Annotated in this window: 14 protein-coding genes; 6 read left to right on the top strand and 8 right to left on the bottom strand. The window is 60.5% G+C overall.

The window, feature by feature from the left end; translation table 11 throughout:
• The first annotated feature begins 117 nt into the window (after positions 1 to 117).
• Positions 118 to 1,911: a formate--tetrahydrofolate ligase gene (locus ACE03M_RS04835; RefSeq protein ID WP_485932958.1), complete on the top strand. Its 1,794-nt coding sequence runs from the start codon at positions 118 to 120 to the stop codon at positions 1,909 to 1,911.
• A 100-nt stretch (positions 1,912 to 2,011) separates the two neighbouring features.
• On the opposite strand, the gene ACE03M_RS04830 is transcribed toward ACE03M_RS04835, so the two are convergent.
• From ACE03M_RS04830 to bla, 4 genes are all read right to left on the bottom strand, one after another.
• Complete coding sequence (locus ACE03M_RS04830) at positions 2,012 to 2,575, bottom strand: antibiotic biosynthesis monooxygenase (RefSeq protein ID WP_143924302.1); 564 nt, start codon at positions 2,573 to 2,575, stop codon at positions 2,012 to 2,014.
• A gap of 99 nt (positions 2,576 to 2,674) precedes the next feature.
• Positions 2,675 to 3,448, bottom strand: a complete 774-nt coding sequence (locus ACE03M_RS04825) for an NAD(P)-binding domain-containing protein (protein WP_485932956.1) — start codon at positions 3,446 to 3,448, stop codon at positions 2,675 to 2,677.
• 101 nt (positions 3,449 to 3,549) lie between these two features.
• Positions 3,550 to 4,017, bottom strand: coding sequence for an SRPBCC family protein (locus ACE03M_RS04820; protein WP_485932954.1), 468 nt, complete (start codon positions 4,015 to 4,017; stop codon positions 3,550 to 3,552).
• Positions 4,018 to 4,101: 84 nt separating this feature from the next.
• A complete protein-coding gene (bla, locus tag ACE03M_RS04815; RefSeq protein WP_485932952.1) occupies positions 4,102 to 5,016 on the bottom strand; it encodes a class A beta-lactamase in 915 nt (304 codons plus the stop codon).
• A 131-nt stretch (positions 5,017 to 5,147) separates the two neighbouring features.
• Here bla and ACE03M_RS04810 point away from each other — a divergent pair, with 131 nt between their 5' ends.
• Both ACE03M_RS04810 and ACE03M_RS04805 read left to right on the top strand, forming a co-directional pair.
• A complete protein-coding gene (locus ACE03M_RS04810; protein WP_485932951.1) occupies positions 5,148 to 6,089 on the top strand; it encodes a LysR family transcriptional regulator in 942 nt (313 codons plus the stop codon).
• Positions 6,086 to 6,985: a serine hydrolase gene (locus tag ACE03M_RS04805; RefSeq protein ID WP_485932949.1), complete on the top strand. Its 900-nt coding sequence runs from the start codon at positions 6,086 to 6,088 to the stop codon at positions 6,983 to 6,985. Before ACE03M_RS04810 ends, ACE03M_RS04805 begins: the two co-directional genes overlap by 4 nt.
• Before the next feature lie 246 nt (positions 6,986 to 7,231).
• Here ACE03M_RS04805 and ACE03M_RS04800 read toward each other — a convergent pair whose 3' ends face one another.
• The 4 genes from ACE03M_RS04800 to ACE03M_RS04785 all read right to left on the bottom strand — a co-directional run bounded on the left by ACE03M_RS04800 (position 7,232) and on the right by ACE03M_RS04785 (position 10,709).
• Positions 7,232 to 8,068, bottom strand: a complete 837-nt coding sequence (locus ACE03M_RS04800; RefSeq protein WP_485932947.1) for a MetQ/NlpA family ABC transporter substrate-binding protein — start codon at positions 8,066 to 8,068, stop codon at positions 7,232 to 7,234.
• 56 nt (positions 8,069 to 8,124) lie between these two features.
• Complete coding sequence (locus ACE03M_RS04795) at positions 8,125 to 8,799, bottom strand: methionine ABC transporter permease (RefSeq protein ID WP_143924295.1); 675 nt, start codon at positions 8,797 to 8,799, stop codon at positions 8,125 to 8,127.
• Entirely contained in the window at positions 8,799 to 9,794 is a 996-nt protein-coding gene (locus tag ACE03M_RS04790; RefSeq protein ID WP_485932944.1) for a methionine ABC transporter ATP-binding protein, read from the bottom strand. Before ACE03M_RS04790 ends, ACE03M_RS04795 begins: the two co-directional genes overlap by 1 nt.
• Positions 9,795 to 9,986: 192 nt before the next feature.
• Positions 9,987 to 10,709, bottom strand: a complete 723-nt coding sequence (locus ACE03M_RS04785; protein WP_485932942.1) for a MurR/RpiR family transcriptional regulator — start codon at positions 10,707 to 10,709, stop codon at positions 9,987 to 9,989.
• Between the two features lie 284 nt (positions 10,710 to 10,993).
• On the opposite strand from ACE03M_RS04785, the gene ACE03M_RS04780 reads away from it, so the two are divergent.
• The 3 genes from ACE03M_RS04780 (at position 10,994) to ACE03M_RS04770 (ending at position 16,197) form a co-directional block, all read left to right on the top strand.
• Positions 10,994 to 12,526 carry an AbgT family transporter gene (locus ACE03M_RS04780; protein WP_485932940.1) on the top strand — a complete coding sequence of 511 codons (1,533 nt, stop codon included), beginning with the start codon at positions 10,994 to 10,996 and terminating at the stop codon, positions 12,524 to 12,526.
• 48 nt (positions 12,527 to 12,574) lie between these two features.
• Complete coding sequence (locus ACE03M_RS04775) at positions 12,575 to 14,500, top strand: CocE/NonD family hydrolase (protein ID WP_485932938.1); 1,926 nt, start codon at positions 12,575 to 12,577, stop codon at positions 14,498 to 14,500.
• 65 nt (positions 14,501 to 14,565) lie between these two features.
• The gene (locus tag ACE03M_RS04770) at positions 14,566 to 16,197 is read left to right on the top strand and encodes a gamma-glutamyltransferase family protein (protein ID WP_485932937.1); all 1,632 of its coding nucleotides are present in this window, start codon (positions 14,566 to 14,568) and stop codon (positions 16,195 to 16,197) included.
• The last annotated feature ends 22 nt before the right edge of the window (positions 16,198 to 16,219 follow it).

The following is a 16,219-nucleotide window of genomic DNA, read 5'->3' as shown; positions in this document are numbered from 1 at the left end:
CCGAGGCGAAGACGAGAAATGGCGTACGCGATTGATGAGCAGCGCCACCTCGTTGTCGGGTGAATTTCATCCTTCGAGGGTGGTCACAAAACACCGCAGAAGCGGCATGATGGCACTATGACCATTGATCTAGAAATTGCGCTCAGTGCCGAGCTCGATCCCATCATCGACGTCGCCGCTGGACTGGGTCTGCAGCCAGAAGACATCATTCCCTACGGATGGACCAAGGCCAAGGTCCCCATCGATGTTCTTGACTCCGCCGCCGAGGCCGCCACGGATGGGAAACTCATCCTCGTGACGGCTATGAGTCCGACTCCTGCCGGTGAGGGAAAGACCACGACGAGCATCGGTCTTGCCGACGGACTCAACGAACTCGCCCGGTCGAAGCCTGAGGTCGGCAAGGCAGTCTTGGCTCTGCGCGAGCCCAGCATGGGTCCGGTCTTCGGCATGAAAGGTGGAGCAGCCGGCGGTGGATACGCCCAGGTGGTGCCGATGGAGGACATCAACCTCCACTTCACCGGGGACTTCGCGGCGATCGCAGCTGCGAACAATCTCGCCGTGACCATGCTCGACAACCACATCCATCACGGCAACGAACTCGACGTCGACGTCAGACGCGTCCACATCCGTCGCGTCGTCGATCTCAACGATCGAGAACTGCGTGGCGTCGTTGTGGGTCTCGGCGGCATCAACGGGGGAGTGCCCCGCGAAGACGCCTTCGACATCGTCGTCGCCAGCGAGGTCATGGCGGTCTTCTGTCTCTCCACCTCATTGACCGACCTCAAGGAACGCCTGGGACGGATCGTCCTCGCTCACAGCCGCTCACGAACCCCGATCACGGTCGCCGACATCGGTGCTGCCGGCGCGATGACTGCTCTGCTGCGCAACGCGCTGGCGCCCAACCTCGTCCAGAGCCTCGAGCATTCGCCGGCATTCATCCACGGGGGCCCGTTCGCCAACATCGCCCACGGCTGCAACAGCCTGCTGGCGACGAAGGCCGCGCTGACCTTAGGCGATTGGACGGTGACCGAGGCCGGCTTCGGTGCCGACCTGGGTGCAGAGAAGTTCCTCGACATCAAATGCCGCGCCGCTGGTATCTGGCCCTCGGCCGTGGTCGTCGTCGCCACCCTGCGGGCGCTGAAGTACCACGGAGGCATCGAGGTCAAAGACGTGCAGACGCCGAACAGTCACGCCGTCATCGACGGCATGAGCAACCTGGAGCACCACTGCGGCAATCTCCTCAACATCTACGGAATCACCCCGGTCGTGTGCTTCAATCGGTTCCCCACCGACACGGACGAGGAGATGGCGGACGCGATCGCACATCTGCGGTCCAAGGGGATCTCGGCCGTCGAATCGACCCACTGGGCCGATGGCGGCAAGGGTGCGCTGGGCCTCGCCGAGGCGGTCGTCGAAGCCGCCGGTGGTGCCGGAAATGCGGGGCCGGCAGTCGACGATGGCTCGGTGTTCGTGGCGGGAACAGCCTCGGGCGACGCGCAGGCCCCACCTCCGGGTGAGTCGGCGGCAGAATCGCCTCGGGCACAGTACAGCTATGAGCTCGACCGGCCACTGGAGGAGAAGATCCGGACGATCGCCCAGCGGATCTACGGTGCCGCTGACGTTGAGCTGCCGACGCAGGTCAAGCGCAAGCTGGGGCAATTCACGGACGAAGGCTATGGCGACGCCCCTATCTGCATCGCCAAGACTCAGTACTCCCTGAGCACCGATGCCACCCTGCGTGGGGCGCCGAAGGATCACATCATCGAGGTCAAGGACGTGCGCCTCTCGGCCGGTGCCGGCTTCGTCGTCGTCATCGCCGGAGACATCATGACCATGCCCGGCCTGCCCAAGGAACCTTCGGCTCTGAAGATCGACGTCACCGAAGACGGGAACATCACCGGACTGTTCTGAGTCATCTGCCCGGGACGTCGAGAAACGGGCTCTGCTCCGAGAACCGCACGCACGCACCCGATATTCGGCACTGCGTGCGGTTCTCGGGGCGGGTTGGCAGTCAGCGGCGAGGTTTCTGCAGCCACGGGCGCAGCAGCCGGGTGCTCACCGGTAGGAATATGTAGGTCATCAGCGGCGTGAGAATGCAGATGTTGAGCAGCACGGCCAGGACCGTCGGCCAACTTTCGAGGTGAGGCATGAGGAGCAACGTCGAGAGCAGACTCAGCGGAAAGAATGGCAGGAAGATGCTCACTGCCTGCTTCCACCGAGGGGGAACGACTGTCTCAGGGATCGTGAGAGTCTCCTCGCCCTGCGGTTCGAACCATCCCTCGATGCCCGTGCGATGCTCGACTCGCGTGGTCTCGACGAGTTCGGCCGCGCTGTCGATCCACCAGCGGCGATCCTCGGATTCATCCCAGGCTCGCAGCGACTTCTCGTCGGAGAACCGGTACAGCACGTGCCACTCGTCCGAGTTCGCCGCGGCCCTTATCCACCCGGATCCCAGATAGCCGCGCCGTTCACGCACCAGCTCCTGCCCGGCCTGCACCCAGGCATTGAACCGACGATGATGTTCGGGCAGAACGGTGCGCGTGATCGACACAGTGATCGGAGAATGTTGGGATATAGAGGAGATTTTAGCGAAGTCTGCCCTGCAGGCTCCCATCCTTGCCGAACCACACTCTTATCGAATCGCGCATGCATCACCGCGTCGGCAGATCTCTGGTCAGTCGTCTCCGCTCACGCGTGCGAAGATCCGATCAAGTGATCGGGAGAGTGCGGCGTGGTTGTTCGCGTCCATCCACTCCCGGTGGAGCATTTCGTTGAGGCCGCCAGGGGTTTCATGGCCCTTGACCAGATCAGCGAAGGGGGTCTCGGTAGTCGCGAGGGTATTGCCCAAACCGGCGAATTGGCCGCGTACGATGCGTTCGGCCGCTGCCCTCTCCCATCCTTGTTCGACGAGCCAGTCGGCAACGCCCTGAAGAAAGGCATAGTAGGACGACATCGTGGCTGTTGTGGCCGACAAGGTGCTGAAAAGTTCTTCGGTCGCTGCCACAACGGTGCCGCCGAGAGTATCGAAGAACTTCTCGACTTCCGAGTGGCCAGGGTAGACCGGGGTGACACCGCGGCGTTCGCGCACGGGCGGCAGCGGGATGACGCGCACGATGTTCGGACTCTTCGGGAGAAGCGAGGCGAGGATATCGGTTGAGATCCCGGCGATTGCGCTCACGATGGTGCGGTCGGCCGGAATGCTGAGCTCGGAAAGCACAGCCTCAGTCTGCTCAGGCAGCACGGCCAGGATGATGTGTTCGCTGCGATCGACGACGTCCTGATTGCTCGTGCACACCTCGACCCGGTCGAAATCGCTGGCAAGTTGTGCCGAACGTTGGGCATTCCGAGGTGAGAGGAAGAAATCCGGGTGGTCATCGCTTGAGCACGCACCTTGCACTATCGCCGAGGAGATCTCGCCGACTCCGATGATCCCGATGCTTGTACTCATGAACTGCCTCCTGGAAACGCCGTTGAGAAGATCGGCGTGGAGATCCCGCCTCGTCCATTCAATAGCATTCATGTCAGGCCGCGTCCAGAGCCGATGAAGCTCTAGCGGGCTTCGATGACCTTCTTGATCGCTTTGAGAGTCTCGGGGATTCCTGACCGCGCAGCTGAGGTTCGTTCGGCGATCTGCTCGGCGGCTTGGTCCTGGTACTTCTCGCCGAAGAAGGCTTGGCCCTCCGGAAGGAACTCCCACGATTCGGTGAGCAGTGTGCCGCCTTCTGCTTCCTGCATACTGTATGTCCAGTGAACCCGGCCCGGTCCCACGCTCCACCCGAACGCACGTCCCTCATCGGCGACGATGACCTGGCTGCGGGTCTGCCACTCGCGGTCCGAGGTGACGTTGCGTCCGGTGAACCAGGCTCCGATCCGAGGGCTGTCGCCCTCGTCCCACCAGCACTCCCTGCATATCGGTGACCATTCGCCGGTTCGAGTCACGTCTGAAACGGTTGCGTAGACGGTTGCCGGGTCGGCCGCAACGAGGATGGAATCGGCGAATGTGAGAGATTCAGTCATGCTGGCAACTCTACCGATTTCTCAGGTCCGCGCCGATTCGCACCGTGTCATCGCTGTGCCCAGTGCGCCGCGCTGAGGCTGCCCTCAGGCGAAGGAGTCGAAGACGGCCTCAGCTGTTGCCGCGACAAGGGCCGGGCCATCCTCGGAGTCGGGGTCCTCGCTCTGTGTGAGCACGGTGATGATGATCGGATCCTCGTTGGGAGGGTAGACGACGGCGATGTCGTTCTGGATTCCATCCGAGTGGCCGGACTTGTCTTTCACCGTCCATCCCTCCGGCGCGCCGGCGCGGATGAGGGGATCGCCGGTCTCATTGTCTGACATCCATTCGAGGAGCACCTCACGGTCGTCGTCGGGCAGGCGATCGGAGTCCAGCAGCCCCTGCAGATCAGCGGTGTAGGCCTTGGGGGTCGTGGTGTTATCGGAGCTGTCGGGGTCGACGTCGTTGAGCTCCGGCTCCTCGTCGATGACCTCGGTGGTCGGATCGCCGGCGTCTTCGAGTGCTGCGTCGAGTCCCTGAGGTCCACCGATCTCGTCGAGCACGATGTTCATGGCTGCATTGTCACTGACACGCAGCGCGCTCTCGGCGACGTCCCTCAGTGGGAGTCCCGTGTCGACGTGCTTCTCCGTCACCGGGGTCCAACCGGCCTCGTCGACGTCTGCCTGGGTCCATGTCACCTGTTCGTCAAGGTCAGCGGACGTGGTGCGAGCCAACAGCTCGGCGACTGCGAACACCTTGAGAGTTGAGGCGAAGCCGAAACGTTCATCGGACCTGTAGTCGACACTGGTCCCGTCTCCCGTGTCGACGGCGCTCACTCCGATTCGTGCTTCGAAATCCTCTTCAAGGGACTCGAGTTCGCTGCTGACCTTTTCTTGGCTGCTTCGGTCCGAATTCGGTGTCTGGGTACCCGGTTCCGATTTCGCATCAGCAGGTGAGCAGCCTGCGACCAGCGCGCAGGTCAGTGTCGTTGCAGTCAGCAGTCTCCACGGTCGTACATTCATCGGGTTGATCCAATCTCTCGTCAGTCTCTTCAGCCCTGTCGGGCTGGATGGAAACTACTCTTCTGCACTCTGCTCATGCTGTCGAAGATCAGTTCTTCCATATTCATATCAAAAGCGCATATCATGAGGTGATGGACCTGGTTGAAGCCTGCCGCACATTCACTGCGGTCAGCGAACTCGGCAGCATGACACTCGGAGCCGCGGCCAATGGTGTCCCACAGCCGGTGGCCAGTCGTCGCATCGCCGGGCTTGAGAGACAGTTCGGTGCTCGTCTGTTCGAGCGGACCGGTCGAGGGGTGAGTCTCACACCCTTCGGGCGGGACATGCTGTCCTCTGCCGCTCGGCTGGTCGAGCTGGCCGACGAGATGATGCTCGATGCCGACCGGGCAAAGCTGCGGCCGGTGTCGCTGGCGGTGCCCGACTCGTGCTCGACCAGAAATCTCGCTGTACTGGCTGCCTCGGCGAATGCTCGGGGACTGCGCATCGATTTCCATCCAGGCACGCCCGGACGAAGAGTCGAGGACCTCTCTGCTCGACGAGTCCGAGCAGCGCTTCGATCCGTTCCCGCAGCTGAGGGGAGATGGACAGTCCCGCTGGGATGCGCCCACCGTTCCGAGACCTTGCCTGGCGTGCGCGTTGCCGATCTGCGACGATCCCGCGCGCCGATTCCGGGAAGCGGAGCGAGGCTGGCCGGTCAGCGGCTGAGACTGCTCAACGAGGATGATGTTCCGCACGTGCGAGGTCGTATCCGCAGAGCATCCGAAGAAGCCGGTCTGCTTCCCTACCAGGTGCTCGTCGGGCCCTCTGATCCCGCAGCCGTCGCCGGAGTCCTCGCCGCCGGTGATCTGCTGATCTGCGGCATCGATGAAGCCAGGCAGTTCGGTCTCTCGTGGTCCCCGCTGGTCGACCCTGTCGTTGAGCGAGGATATGTGCTCTCGGCCACCTCCGCGGAAGACGCTTCGGCACTCGGGGACTTCGGTGAGGAGATCGCAGACTGCCTCGGCGGTACCTCGAATCGTGTGTCCGAGGCCGAGTCGACGTCAGGAGATACGGCGGCAGGGGAGGCCAGATGACGACCGCAGCTCGCCTCGTCAGGGAGGTCGGTGATCAGCTCGAAGCGGCCGGATTGCGGGCTCGGATCATGGTCAGGGACCTCGACTCGCAGGCTGAGATCTCAGTAGGATCTGACGTTTCCCTGCCGCTGGCTTCCGTTGTGAAAGTTCCGATTGCCCTCGCAGTACTCAGCCGCATCGCCAGTGGAAAGCTGGACGCTGATCGTCAGGTGCTCGTTGAACCTGGTCGATTCAAGCCGGCGAGTTCGACGGGCACGAGTCGCTTTCGCCATCCCGCGCGGATTGCCGTTGATGACCTGCTCATGCTCTCGGTGTGCTTCAGCGACAACACGGCCACCGATGCCCTGCTTCAACTCGTGCCGATCGAGCTGGTCCAACGCGAACTCGCGGACCTGGGTTTCGGCGAGATCCAGGTCAGGCACCATCTCGATGCTCTCGTGAGGACACCGCTGGAGAGTCTTCCGTCACCAGAGGCTCACTTGGCCTTCGAGCTTGCACACGCGGGTCTCTCAGCAGGAGCCGGCCATAGGATCTGGCAACTCGACTCTGCGCAGGCGAATGTTGCCACAGCCTCCGTGTTGACAGAACTTCTTGCTCAGCTGTGGCGTCCGGATCGCATCAGTCCCGCGGTTGCCACCCGCTTGCGTGAGCTTATGGCAGGCAACGTCGTGCGGCACCGCTTGGCGCCTGATCTCATGTCCGATGCGGCTCGGTGGTCATCGAAGACTGGGACTCTGCTGCACCTTCGGCACGAGATCGGAGTTGTCGAGCACGCCGATGGGCAGACGATCGCTGTCGTCGTCCTCAGTGAGTCGAGAAACCCAGCTGCTGTGCAGCCGGCTGCGGAGGCGGCTCTCGGCGCGGCCGCTCGGGCACTGCACGATGCGATCAGGTGAGGTCTTTCTGCCTCGTGCGAGGCCGCGCCCAGCATGCGAACACTGATCGAATCACCTGTCCCGGTTGTATTCGCTCAATTCAGGTCCGACCCTCAGATCCGACCCGTTCGGAAATGTACTCAACGGTTGGCGCCTTCGCTTCGAAGATCGTCAAGATTTCGAAGAGAAGGCGCCAACCGTTGATTCCAGCGACTGCTCTGTTCGCAGATGAGGCGACTGCTCTTATCGCAGATGAATGTTCTGGGTTCAGAAGCTGGGAAGAACCGATCCGTCGGACCACTTCTTCTCGATGAACTTCTTCACCTCGGGGGAGTGGAGGAGTTCGTCGAGCTTCTTGATGTTCTCGTCGTCCTTGTTCTCGGTACGGGAGGCGAGGAAGTTGCCGTAGGGGTTGTCTTCGGCCTTTTCGAGCAGGATTCCGTCCTTGGCAGGGCTGAGTCCCGCTTCGAGGGCGTTGTTGCCGTTGATGACCGAGGCATCGACGTCTTCGAGGGTGCGCGCCAGCTGAGCGGCGTCGGCCTCGACGAACTCGACCTTCTTCGGGTTGCCCTCGACATCAGAGAGCTTCGCATCGACCGCGTCGACACCGTCCTTGAGCGTGATGACCTTGGCCTCTTCGAGCATCTTCAGTGCACGACCCTGGTTCGCAGGATCGTTGTTGATGCCGATCTTCGCACCCTTGGGCAGGTCCTTGACGTCTTTGATGTCGTTGGAGAAGAGGGCGAAGGGTTCGAGGTTGATCGGGTCGAACGCGGTGAGCTCGTAGCCCTGGCCTTCGACCTCGGAGTCGAGGTAGGGCTTGTGCTGGAAGTAGTTGGCGTCGATGTCACCGTCGGACAGAGCCTTGTTCGGCAGCGTGTAGTCCGTGTATTCGGTGACCTCGATGTCGAGGCCGGCATCCTCGGCGAGGTTCTCGTCGACGAACTTCAGGATGTCGCCCTGCGGCACCGGGGTGGCACCGACTGTGAGCTTGGTGATGTCGCCGTCCTTCTCGCCGACGGAGTCGGATCCGCCGCCGACGAGACCGCAGCCCGAGAGCAGCAGGGTCGCGCTCGCAGCGATGGCGATGAGCTTGGTCTTCATGGTTCTCCTTGAGTGATGTGGTTCGTCGAAGTGACGAGATTTCAGGTGGTGCAGCCTCAGCGGTGGTCGACGGCGCGGGCGATGCGGTCGCCGATGAACTGGATGAGTGTGACGATGACGACGAGGACGATGATGCAGGCGATCATCGTGTCCGCCTGGTAGCGCTGATAGCCGTACGAGATCGCCAACGCACCGAGTCCGCCTCCTCCTACGGCACCAGCCATGGCCGTGTAGGACACCAGGGTCACCGAGGTGACCGTTGCCGCTCCGATCAGGCCGGGCTTCGCCTCGGGGACGTAGACCTGCCGGACCACCTGTCCGTTCGACGCCCCCATCATGAGTGCCGCCTCGACCTTGCCCTCCGAGACCTCACGCAGAGAGTTCTCGACCAGGCGAGCATAGAAGGGGATCGCACCGATGGTCAGCGACACCACGGTCGCCTGCCAGCCCAGGGCTGAGCCCACGACGAAGCGGGCGAAGGGGATGAGGGCGATGATGAGGATGATGAAGGGTATTGAGCGCGTGATGTCGACGATGATCGACAGTGCTCGGTAGAGCACGGGACGCGCTTTGAGCCCGCCTTTTGAGCTGGTGAACAGCCAGATCCCCAGCGGCAGTCCGATGAGGACGGCCAGCCCGGTCGACCACAGGGTCATGAGCAGGGTCTCGATGGTCGCCGGCAGCATCTGCTGCGTGATCGCCGGGTTGTCGAACCAAGTCGGATCGTTCATCAGGCTGCCTCCTCCGCATAGATTCCGTCTGCTTCCAAGGCCGTGATGAGCTCCTTCGACGCAGCGGCCGAGCCGACCGTGAAGCGGATCCGCCCGACCTGCCTGCCCTCGATGGTCTCGACGGCACCGGCGAGGATCGCATCGGCGCTGACTCCCACGGACTGGGCGCGGGTGAGGACATCCGGCAGGCTGGTGCCGGCCAGGGAGACCTCGACGAGTCGGGCAGCCCCGGACTCGGAACCCTCAGCCGCACCCTTGTCATCTAGGCCGATGGGCGGAAGGGGGACGAGATCCTTGGCCAGGGTTGAGCCGGGTTCGGAGATCACCTCGGCGAGTTTGCCGGTCTTGGCCACGCGACCATCGGCCAGGAGAGTCACCGAGTCGCAGATCTCGCGGATGACGGACATCTCGTGGGTGATGATGAGAACGGTGATGCCCAGGCGATCGCGCAGGGAGCGGATGAGGCCCAGGATCTGGTCCGTGGTGGTGGCATCCAGCGCCGAGGTGGGCTCATCGCACAGGAGGACCTTGGGTTCGGCAGCCAGCGCCCGGGCAATGCCCACGCGCTGTTTCTGTCCGCCGGAGAGCTGGGCGGGGTAATTGTCGGCACGGTCGCCGAGGCCCACAATCTCGAGCAGCTCACGGGCCTTGGCCAGACGTTCAGCCTTGGCGACGCCGGCGATCTGGAGTGGGTGGGCCACATTGTGCAGGGCGGTGCGCGAATCGAGGAGGTTCACGTGCTGGAAGACCATGCCGATGCTGCGGCGAGCCTCGCGCAGTCCCGAACCGGACTGGTCGGTGATGTCCACCTCGTCGATGGAGACAGTGCCGGAGCTCGGGCGTTCGAGTCCGGTCAGACACCGAATGAGCGTGGATTTGCCGGCACCGGAGCGGCCGACGATGCCATGGATCTCTCCGGCGGGGACCGACAGATCGATCTCCTCCAGAGCGACGGTGTCTCCGAACACCTTCCGCAGACTGCGCAGCTCGATCACAGGCGTCTCCTCATGTGGGTGGGATGGGGGAATGGCGACATGAACCTACGGTTCAGTAGTGCCGATGATTCAGCATGTCAAGGAGTCCGCTCTGCCTCGGGCAGTGGCGTCATAAAAAGACGCACAACCGGGCGTTCGTGACCAAGGACACGCGGTTTGGGTGCATTCGCCCCACCTTCGCGGGAGCGATGCTCAGGGTGACTTCTTGGCACGGGCATCCTCGAGAGCGAAATAGATTTCGTCATGAGCCCGAATGGAGTCAACCCCTAGTCCATCTAACTCCTCTGTGATCACAGCAAGAAGAACATGGATGAGGGCTGATGCTGCGACAAGTGAAGGGAAATGTGAACTTCCCTCGGCAGGGATGACCAGCATGTCATCGATGTAAGGCGTCAGGTGGGAGAATCGGGTGTCAGAGATGAGCATGACCCGAAGCCCACGGTCCTTGGCTACCCTGGCAATTGCTTCGAACTCGGCGGGAGTGCGCCAAAAATTCATGATGAGGATGACATCTCCGATGTCGGCGGAGGACATCGCAGTGTGAGCGGCCCTGCCGCCCCATCCCACGGGTATCGTAGTGAGGCCAAGTCGCGCACCGACATGAGCGAACTGTGTCAACGGGCCCAAATAGCTTCCCGACCCGTAGAGGAGAATCTTCGCCAATGCTTCGGGGTGCTCATGAGTGCCATGGATGAGGTTGTGCGCAAAATTGCGACACATCTCGGGGTCGAGTGAATTCCTCAAGTTGTTCATGGTCACGACATCGGAGAGAAGCGCCGCGTCGATGACAGAACCTTCATGATTGGAATGGATCTCCAATAGGTCATTGGCATCGAGGTCGGCGAGAAACATTGCGCGCAGCTCCTGCTGCAGATCGGTCCATCCATTGCATCCGAGTAGTTTTGCACTGCGCATTACGGTGGCCGGGTCCACCCCGACGCGACGAGCGAAGTCAGCGACCGTCGCAGACGTTGCATACTGCGGCGAGCCCGCTAATGCTCGAACGACGCGCGACGATTGCTTCCCCAGGCGGCGATGTCCGAGCTTGGAGAGAATCCATTCCTCAACGCGACTCACTGGGTCGGCAGACTGAAATTCACGGTCTTCATCAGAACTTTCGTATTGCATAATCCCTACTTTGCAATATAGCCTCGTGTTTGTCACAGAGTCGTGCCCACCAGATGTTGAGGAACTCATACATGTCCGACAAGCACACCTTGAGCCGACCCGGGGTCGGAATCCGTACGCTCAATGTAATAGAAAATGTAGGAAACCGACTGCCGCACCCAGTCTGGCTCTTCGTTGTACTTTCGATCGTGCTCGCGCTGGCCAGCGCTTTGTTGAACCTCGGCGGAGTCATCGCAGTCAAGCCAGATGGCGAAGAAGTACCCATCAACAATCTTGCCAGCATTGATGGCATCCGCTTCGCTTTATCAAGCGTGATCGACAACTTCATGACCTTTCCGCCTCTGGGCGTTGCTCTCGTCGCCCTGCTCGGACTGGCGGTGGCAGATCGTTCTGGGTTGATCACGGCATTCATGCGCCAATCGCTGGCACGGGTCTCACCGCGGTTTCTCACGCCCGTCGTTGCCTTCACTGGTTCAGTGGCACACGTGGCGGGTGACGCTGGGTACATCATCCTCATCCCACTTGCAGGAATCATCTACCGCTCAATGGGGCGAAGCCCTATCACCGGTGCACTCGTCGCATTGGCGGCGCTCTCCGGAGGATCGTCAGCAAGCCCGATCCTCATTCCCAATGACGCCATCTTCTCCGGATTGACAACCGCAGCCGCACAGACTGTCGACCCGAACTACGTGATGACTCCAGTCGGCAACATCTACTTCACCGTCGTCTCCTCTCTGTTTCTCACCCTTGTCATCACCGTCGTTGTCGATGGTTTTCTATCTAAACGCATCGAGGCAAGACTTCCTGTCGACACCGCCAAGCTCGAAGAAGCTCACCATGAACCTCTATCTTCCATTGAGATCAAGGCACTGCGGAATGTCGGAATCGCCCTAGTCGCGTATACGATCGCCATCGTCCTCGCGATGATACCGGCCGGATCTCCTCTGCGTGGAGAGGACGGCGGCGTCATTGATTCGGTGCTGATCAAAAGCGTCGCAGTATTCCTAGCACTGTTCTTTGCCATCGCAGGAACGGTATATGGAATCACGATCAAGAAGATCCGGACCAGCTCGGACATTCCAGATCTTGCCGCCGACGGACTCAAAGACATCACACCCATCTTGGTGCTGTTCTTTGCCGTTTCTCAGTTCCTTGCCTACTTCAATTGGACCAACATCGGAACTCTCATCGCCACTCGCGGCGCGCATTTTCTCGAAGGTATCGATGCTCCCGTACCGATCATTTTCGGCGGCATGCTGGTCATCGTCAGCGTCATGAACTTCTTCATCACCAGTGGAAGCGCTCAATGGTCTCTCGTTGGTCCCGTCTTCGTCCCGATGTTCATGCTCTTGGATATCTCACCAGAGACAACTACTGCGCTTTACAGGATCGCCGATTCCTGTACCAATATCCTGACACCTATGAGCCCCTATTTCGCGCTGACCATCGGAATCATGCGTGGATATCGCAAAGACATCGGAATCGGCAGTCTCTTTTCACTGACCCTTCCTCTATCGATCGCGCTCTTCGCCGTGTGGACAGTCGTCTTCGCGCTGTGGTACCTCATTGGTCTCCCACTCGGCCCTGGCGCACCAATTCGTTGAACTCGTTAGTGAATGCTGTCGAACGAACCCGGAAACGAAAGAGATGAAGTGAACGAACCACGCACTGCCCCACAGTCGGCCACCGATCGCAACGCCTATTCCAGTTGGCGACTCTCACCGACGGCATACAGCGCCAAACGCAGTTTCGACTTTGAGGTACCCGTCACCCCGCAATCTCTCTACATTTCCATGGCTGACGAGGTTCGGCTGGCGGCCGACGTATTCCTCCCCTCGGTGTCTGGGGCGCCAGCGGAGGGAGAACGTCCAACCATACTGATCTTCACTCCGTACTACCGCCGATTCGCGCTCGAGGCCGACGCCGATTCGTCAGCGGTAGAAACGTCACCCAACACCGCCCGCTATCGCGATTTGTTCACACCCGCCGGATACAACGTCGTCGTCGTTGATGTGCGCGGCACTGGCGCAAGCTTCGGCCATCGGGAAGGCTTTCGTTCGCCCACCGAACGCAATGACTATTACGAGGTGGCGGAATGGGTGTGCCGACAGAGCTGGTCGGACGGGCGAATAGGCGTCACCGGAATCTCCTACCTCGGCGCAGCAGCTGACTTCCTTGCGAGCACCGGACATCCGGCGGTGAAGGCAATCGCACCCCTGTTCTCGGTATGGGACACCTATGAGAACAATTATTTTCCCGGTGGAGTCCAACTCTTCGATCTTATCGAGTCCTATTCGCAGTTGATGATCGGACTGGACCAGGACGATCGGGAGGCAATTCGACCGTTCGAATCATACGCACACCCAGCATTCGACGGTCCTGCTCCTGTTGATGAGGGCCTCAACGAAGTGGACCGGGATGCAGCGCTTCTTGATCACCGGGCGAACTATCGTCATGCCGACATGATGCGCGAGTTCGTGATGAGGGAGAAGCCACTGCCTTATGATCCGGACTACTCGTCGGCCAGCTTCAGTCCCTACTTCTATAGCGACGGCATTCGAGAGGACGTCGCAATCTATTCGGTATCCGGTTGGATGGATGGTGCCGGGTATGCCAACGGAGCGATAGCGCGCTTTCTGACGAAGAATCGGAACCCGCATCACTTGCTGCTCGGGCCCTGGGACCATGGTGCGCGCAGTCATGTTTCGCCGTGGAGCGACGAGGGGAAACCCGATGAGGTCTGGTGGTTCGAGATACTCCGTTTCTTTGACGAATATCTCGCTGGTCAGGACACCGGCATTCGCGAGGAGGCTCCGGTCCACTACTACACCATGCATGCGGAAGAATGGCGATCGAGCACGTCCTGGCCATTGGCCTCCGCGACAACACGGTATGAACTTGCCGCTGATGGAAGTTTGAAACTGCAGCCGAAGACTGCCGTGGCAAGTGAGCTGGTCGCCCAGTCGAACGTACGGGCTGACCAGCATTCGACGATCACACGCGATTGTGACCTGGTCGACTACGCGGTCGATTTTGGTGCGGGGACTGGAAACAGTACAAGATTTGAGCGCATTGCTGGTAAGTCGGTATCGAGGTACTACTCCGATTGGCAGGGCCGAACTGACCACCACCTCGTCTTCGAAACATCTGCATTGAACGAGAACATCGAACTCGTGGGACATGCAATTGTCTCCCTCCAATTGTCGAGCGATCAGGCCGATGGCACGGTGTTCGTCTACCTCACCGAAGTGGAGGCGGATGGGACCGAACGCTACGTCACCGAGGGGCTGCTGCGCCTCATTCACCGAGTGGAGTCCGATAATCCAGGCACCATAGAGACAACCTGGCCTTATCGCTCCTTCAATGAAAGCGATGCGCAGCCAATGATCCCGGGCAAACTGGAATCAGTTCGCATTCCGCTCCTCCCCACGGCCTGGCGTTTTTCACCGGGCAGCTCAATTCGCCTGTCCCTTGCCGGCGCTGATGCCGACCATGCAACTCAAAGTCCGCACGGTCGCCCGCCTCATTTGAAGTTCGGAGTCAACGGTCCGTCCACCATTGAATTCCCTACAAGTTGACCGATAACTCTGAACAACTGAAGTCACGATCTTCGCTCACCGCTGAGCCATACCGAGGAGGCCCCTTGCATTTCACCCCCGTTCCCCGAAAGAACTCGTACAGGTCAATGATCGTCACGCCACAGCCTGAGGCCACCGATGCAGGCGCGATGGTCCTGGGCAACGGCGGGAACGTCGTCGATGCAATCGTTGCGGCATCTCTTGTTCAATCGGTTGTCGATCCGCTGATGTGTGGAATCGGCGGCATGGCCGTTATCAACATCACTGCGCCCGACGGGCAGCGAATCATTATCGACGGTTTGGGATCTAGCCCCGCGGCTGTCACGCCCGACATGTGGGAAGCCGATCTTCTGGGCCCAACTCCCGATGGATTCGGATACAGAACAAAAGACTACGTAAACGAAACCGGCGCCCAGGCGATCATGACCCCTGGAACCCTGAAGACTCTCGCCGTTGTCCACGGGCGTTTCGGTTCTCTGCCCTGGTCGGATCTGTTCGGTGAGGCCTTGCGGTTGGCCGAGAGCGGTTGGATAGTACGTCCCCACCTGCAGACCTTGATGGTTCAGGATGAGACCAAATACGGCCGCATGAACTTCGGCGATAAATTAACCTCGACGCCTGATGGTCAGCGAATCTATGCCCCGAGCGGAGGGTTACCCAAGTTGGGCGACATCATTTCCAATCCTGACCTTGCCGAGGTGCTGAAGCATATCTCTGCTGAAGGTGCAGAAGATTTCTACCACGGAGAACTGGCGCAGGCGATCAGTGACAGTGTGCAACTCGACGGCGGCGTTCTCAGCGCCGATGACCTGGCCCAATACACGGTGAAAGACCTGACGCCTATCACCGGACACTACCGCGGGCTCGAGCTGTCACTTCCTCCACAGCCCGCTGGAGGTGTGCAGACCATGCAGACACTGGGCATCATGAATCACCTCGACTTCTCGACCCTGGATCACAACAGCCCCGAGCACCTGACGGTTATCGCTGAAGCAATGAAGCATGCACTGCGCGACAAGGAGGACTTGTGGAATCGTGGCCAATCCACGGACGACGACTATTCCGCGCTACTCGATCCTTCGAGATTGGATGAGACCGCACATCGGATCCGGAATGGTGAGAAGGTAGACGTTGACGGTCCACGGTACGAGTCCAGGAACACAACTCATCTCAATGCCATGGATGCCGAAGGCTTCACCGTCTCGATGACGCATACGCTGGGAAACCCCTCCGGTTATATTCCTCGCGATCTCGGATTCATGCTCAACGGCGGAATGAGTACGTTTGATCCTCGTCCTGGAACAGCGAATTCGATCGAGCCGGGGCGGAGGCGCAACACCACATCCTGCCCCACTATCGTGTTCGATGATGCCGGTCCGATGATGGCGATCGGCGCACCGGGGGCCTCGTGGATCACGCCGGCCATTGTCCAGACGATCTCGAACGTCATCGATTTTGGGATGAACGTCCAGGACTCCGTTTTGGCACCCCGAGCCGTGGCCACCTCGAACACGATCGATATCTCCAACAGGATCCCGCGCTCGACGGAACTCGGTTTGCACGATCGCGGCTATGAGGTCAGACGCTCTCCATTGAGTTACGCGTTCGCTGGAGTTCATGCGATCACGCGTCACAACGGAGTGCTTTCCGGAGCCGCCGATCCACAGCGCGATGGGTATGCAGCAGGAGTTCGCTGAGTAAGACGGGATCTATTGGTGC

Source organism: Brevibacterium sp. AGC70 (assembly GCF_057334195.1).
The sequence above is the reverse complement of the archived record's forward strand: the minus strand, read 5'-3'. Positions and strand labels throughout refer to the sequence as shown.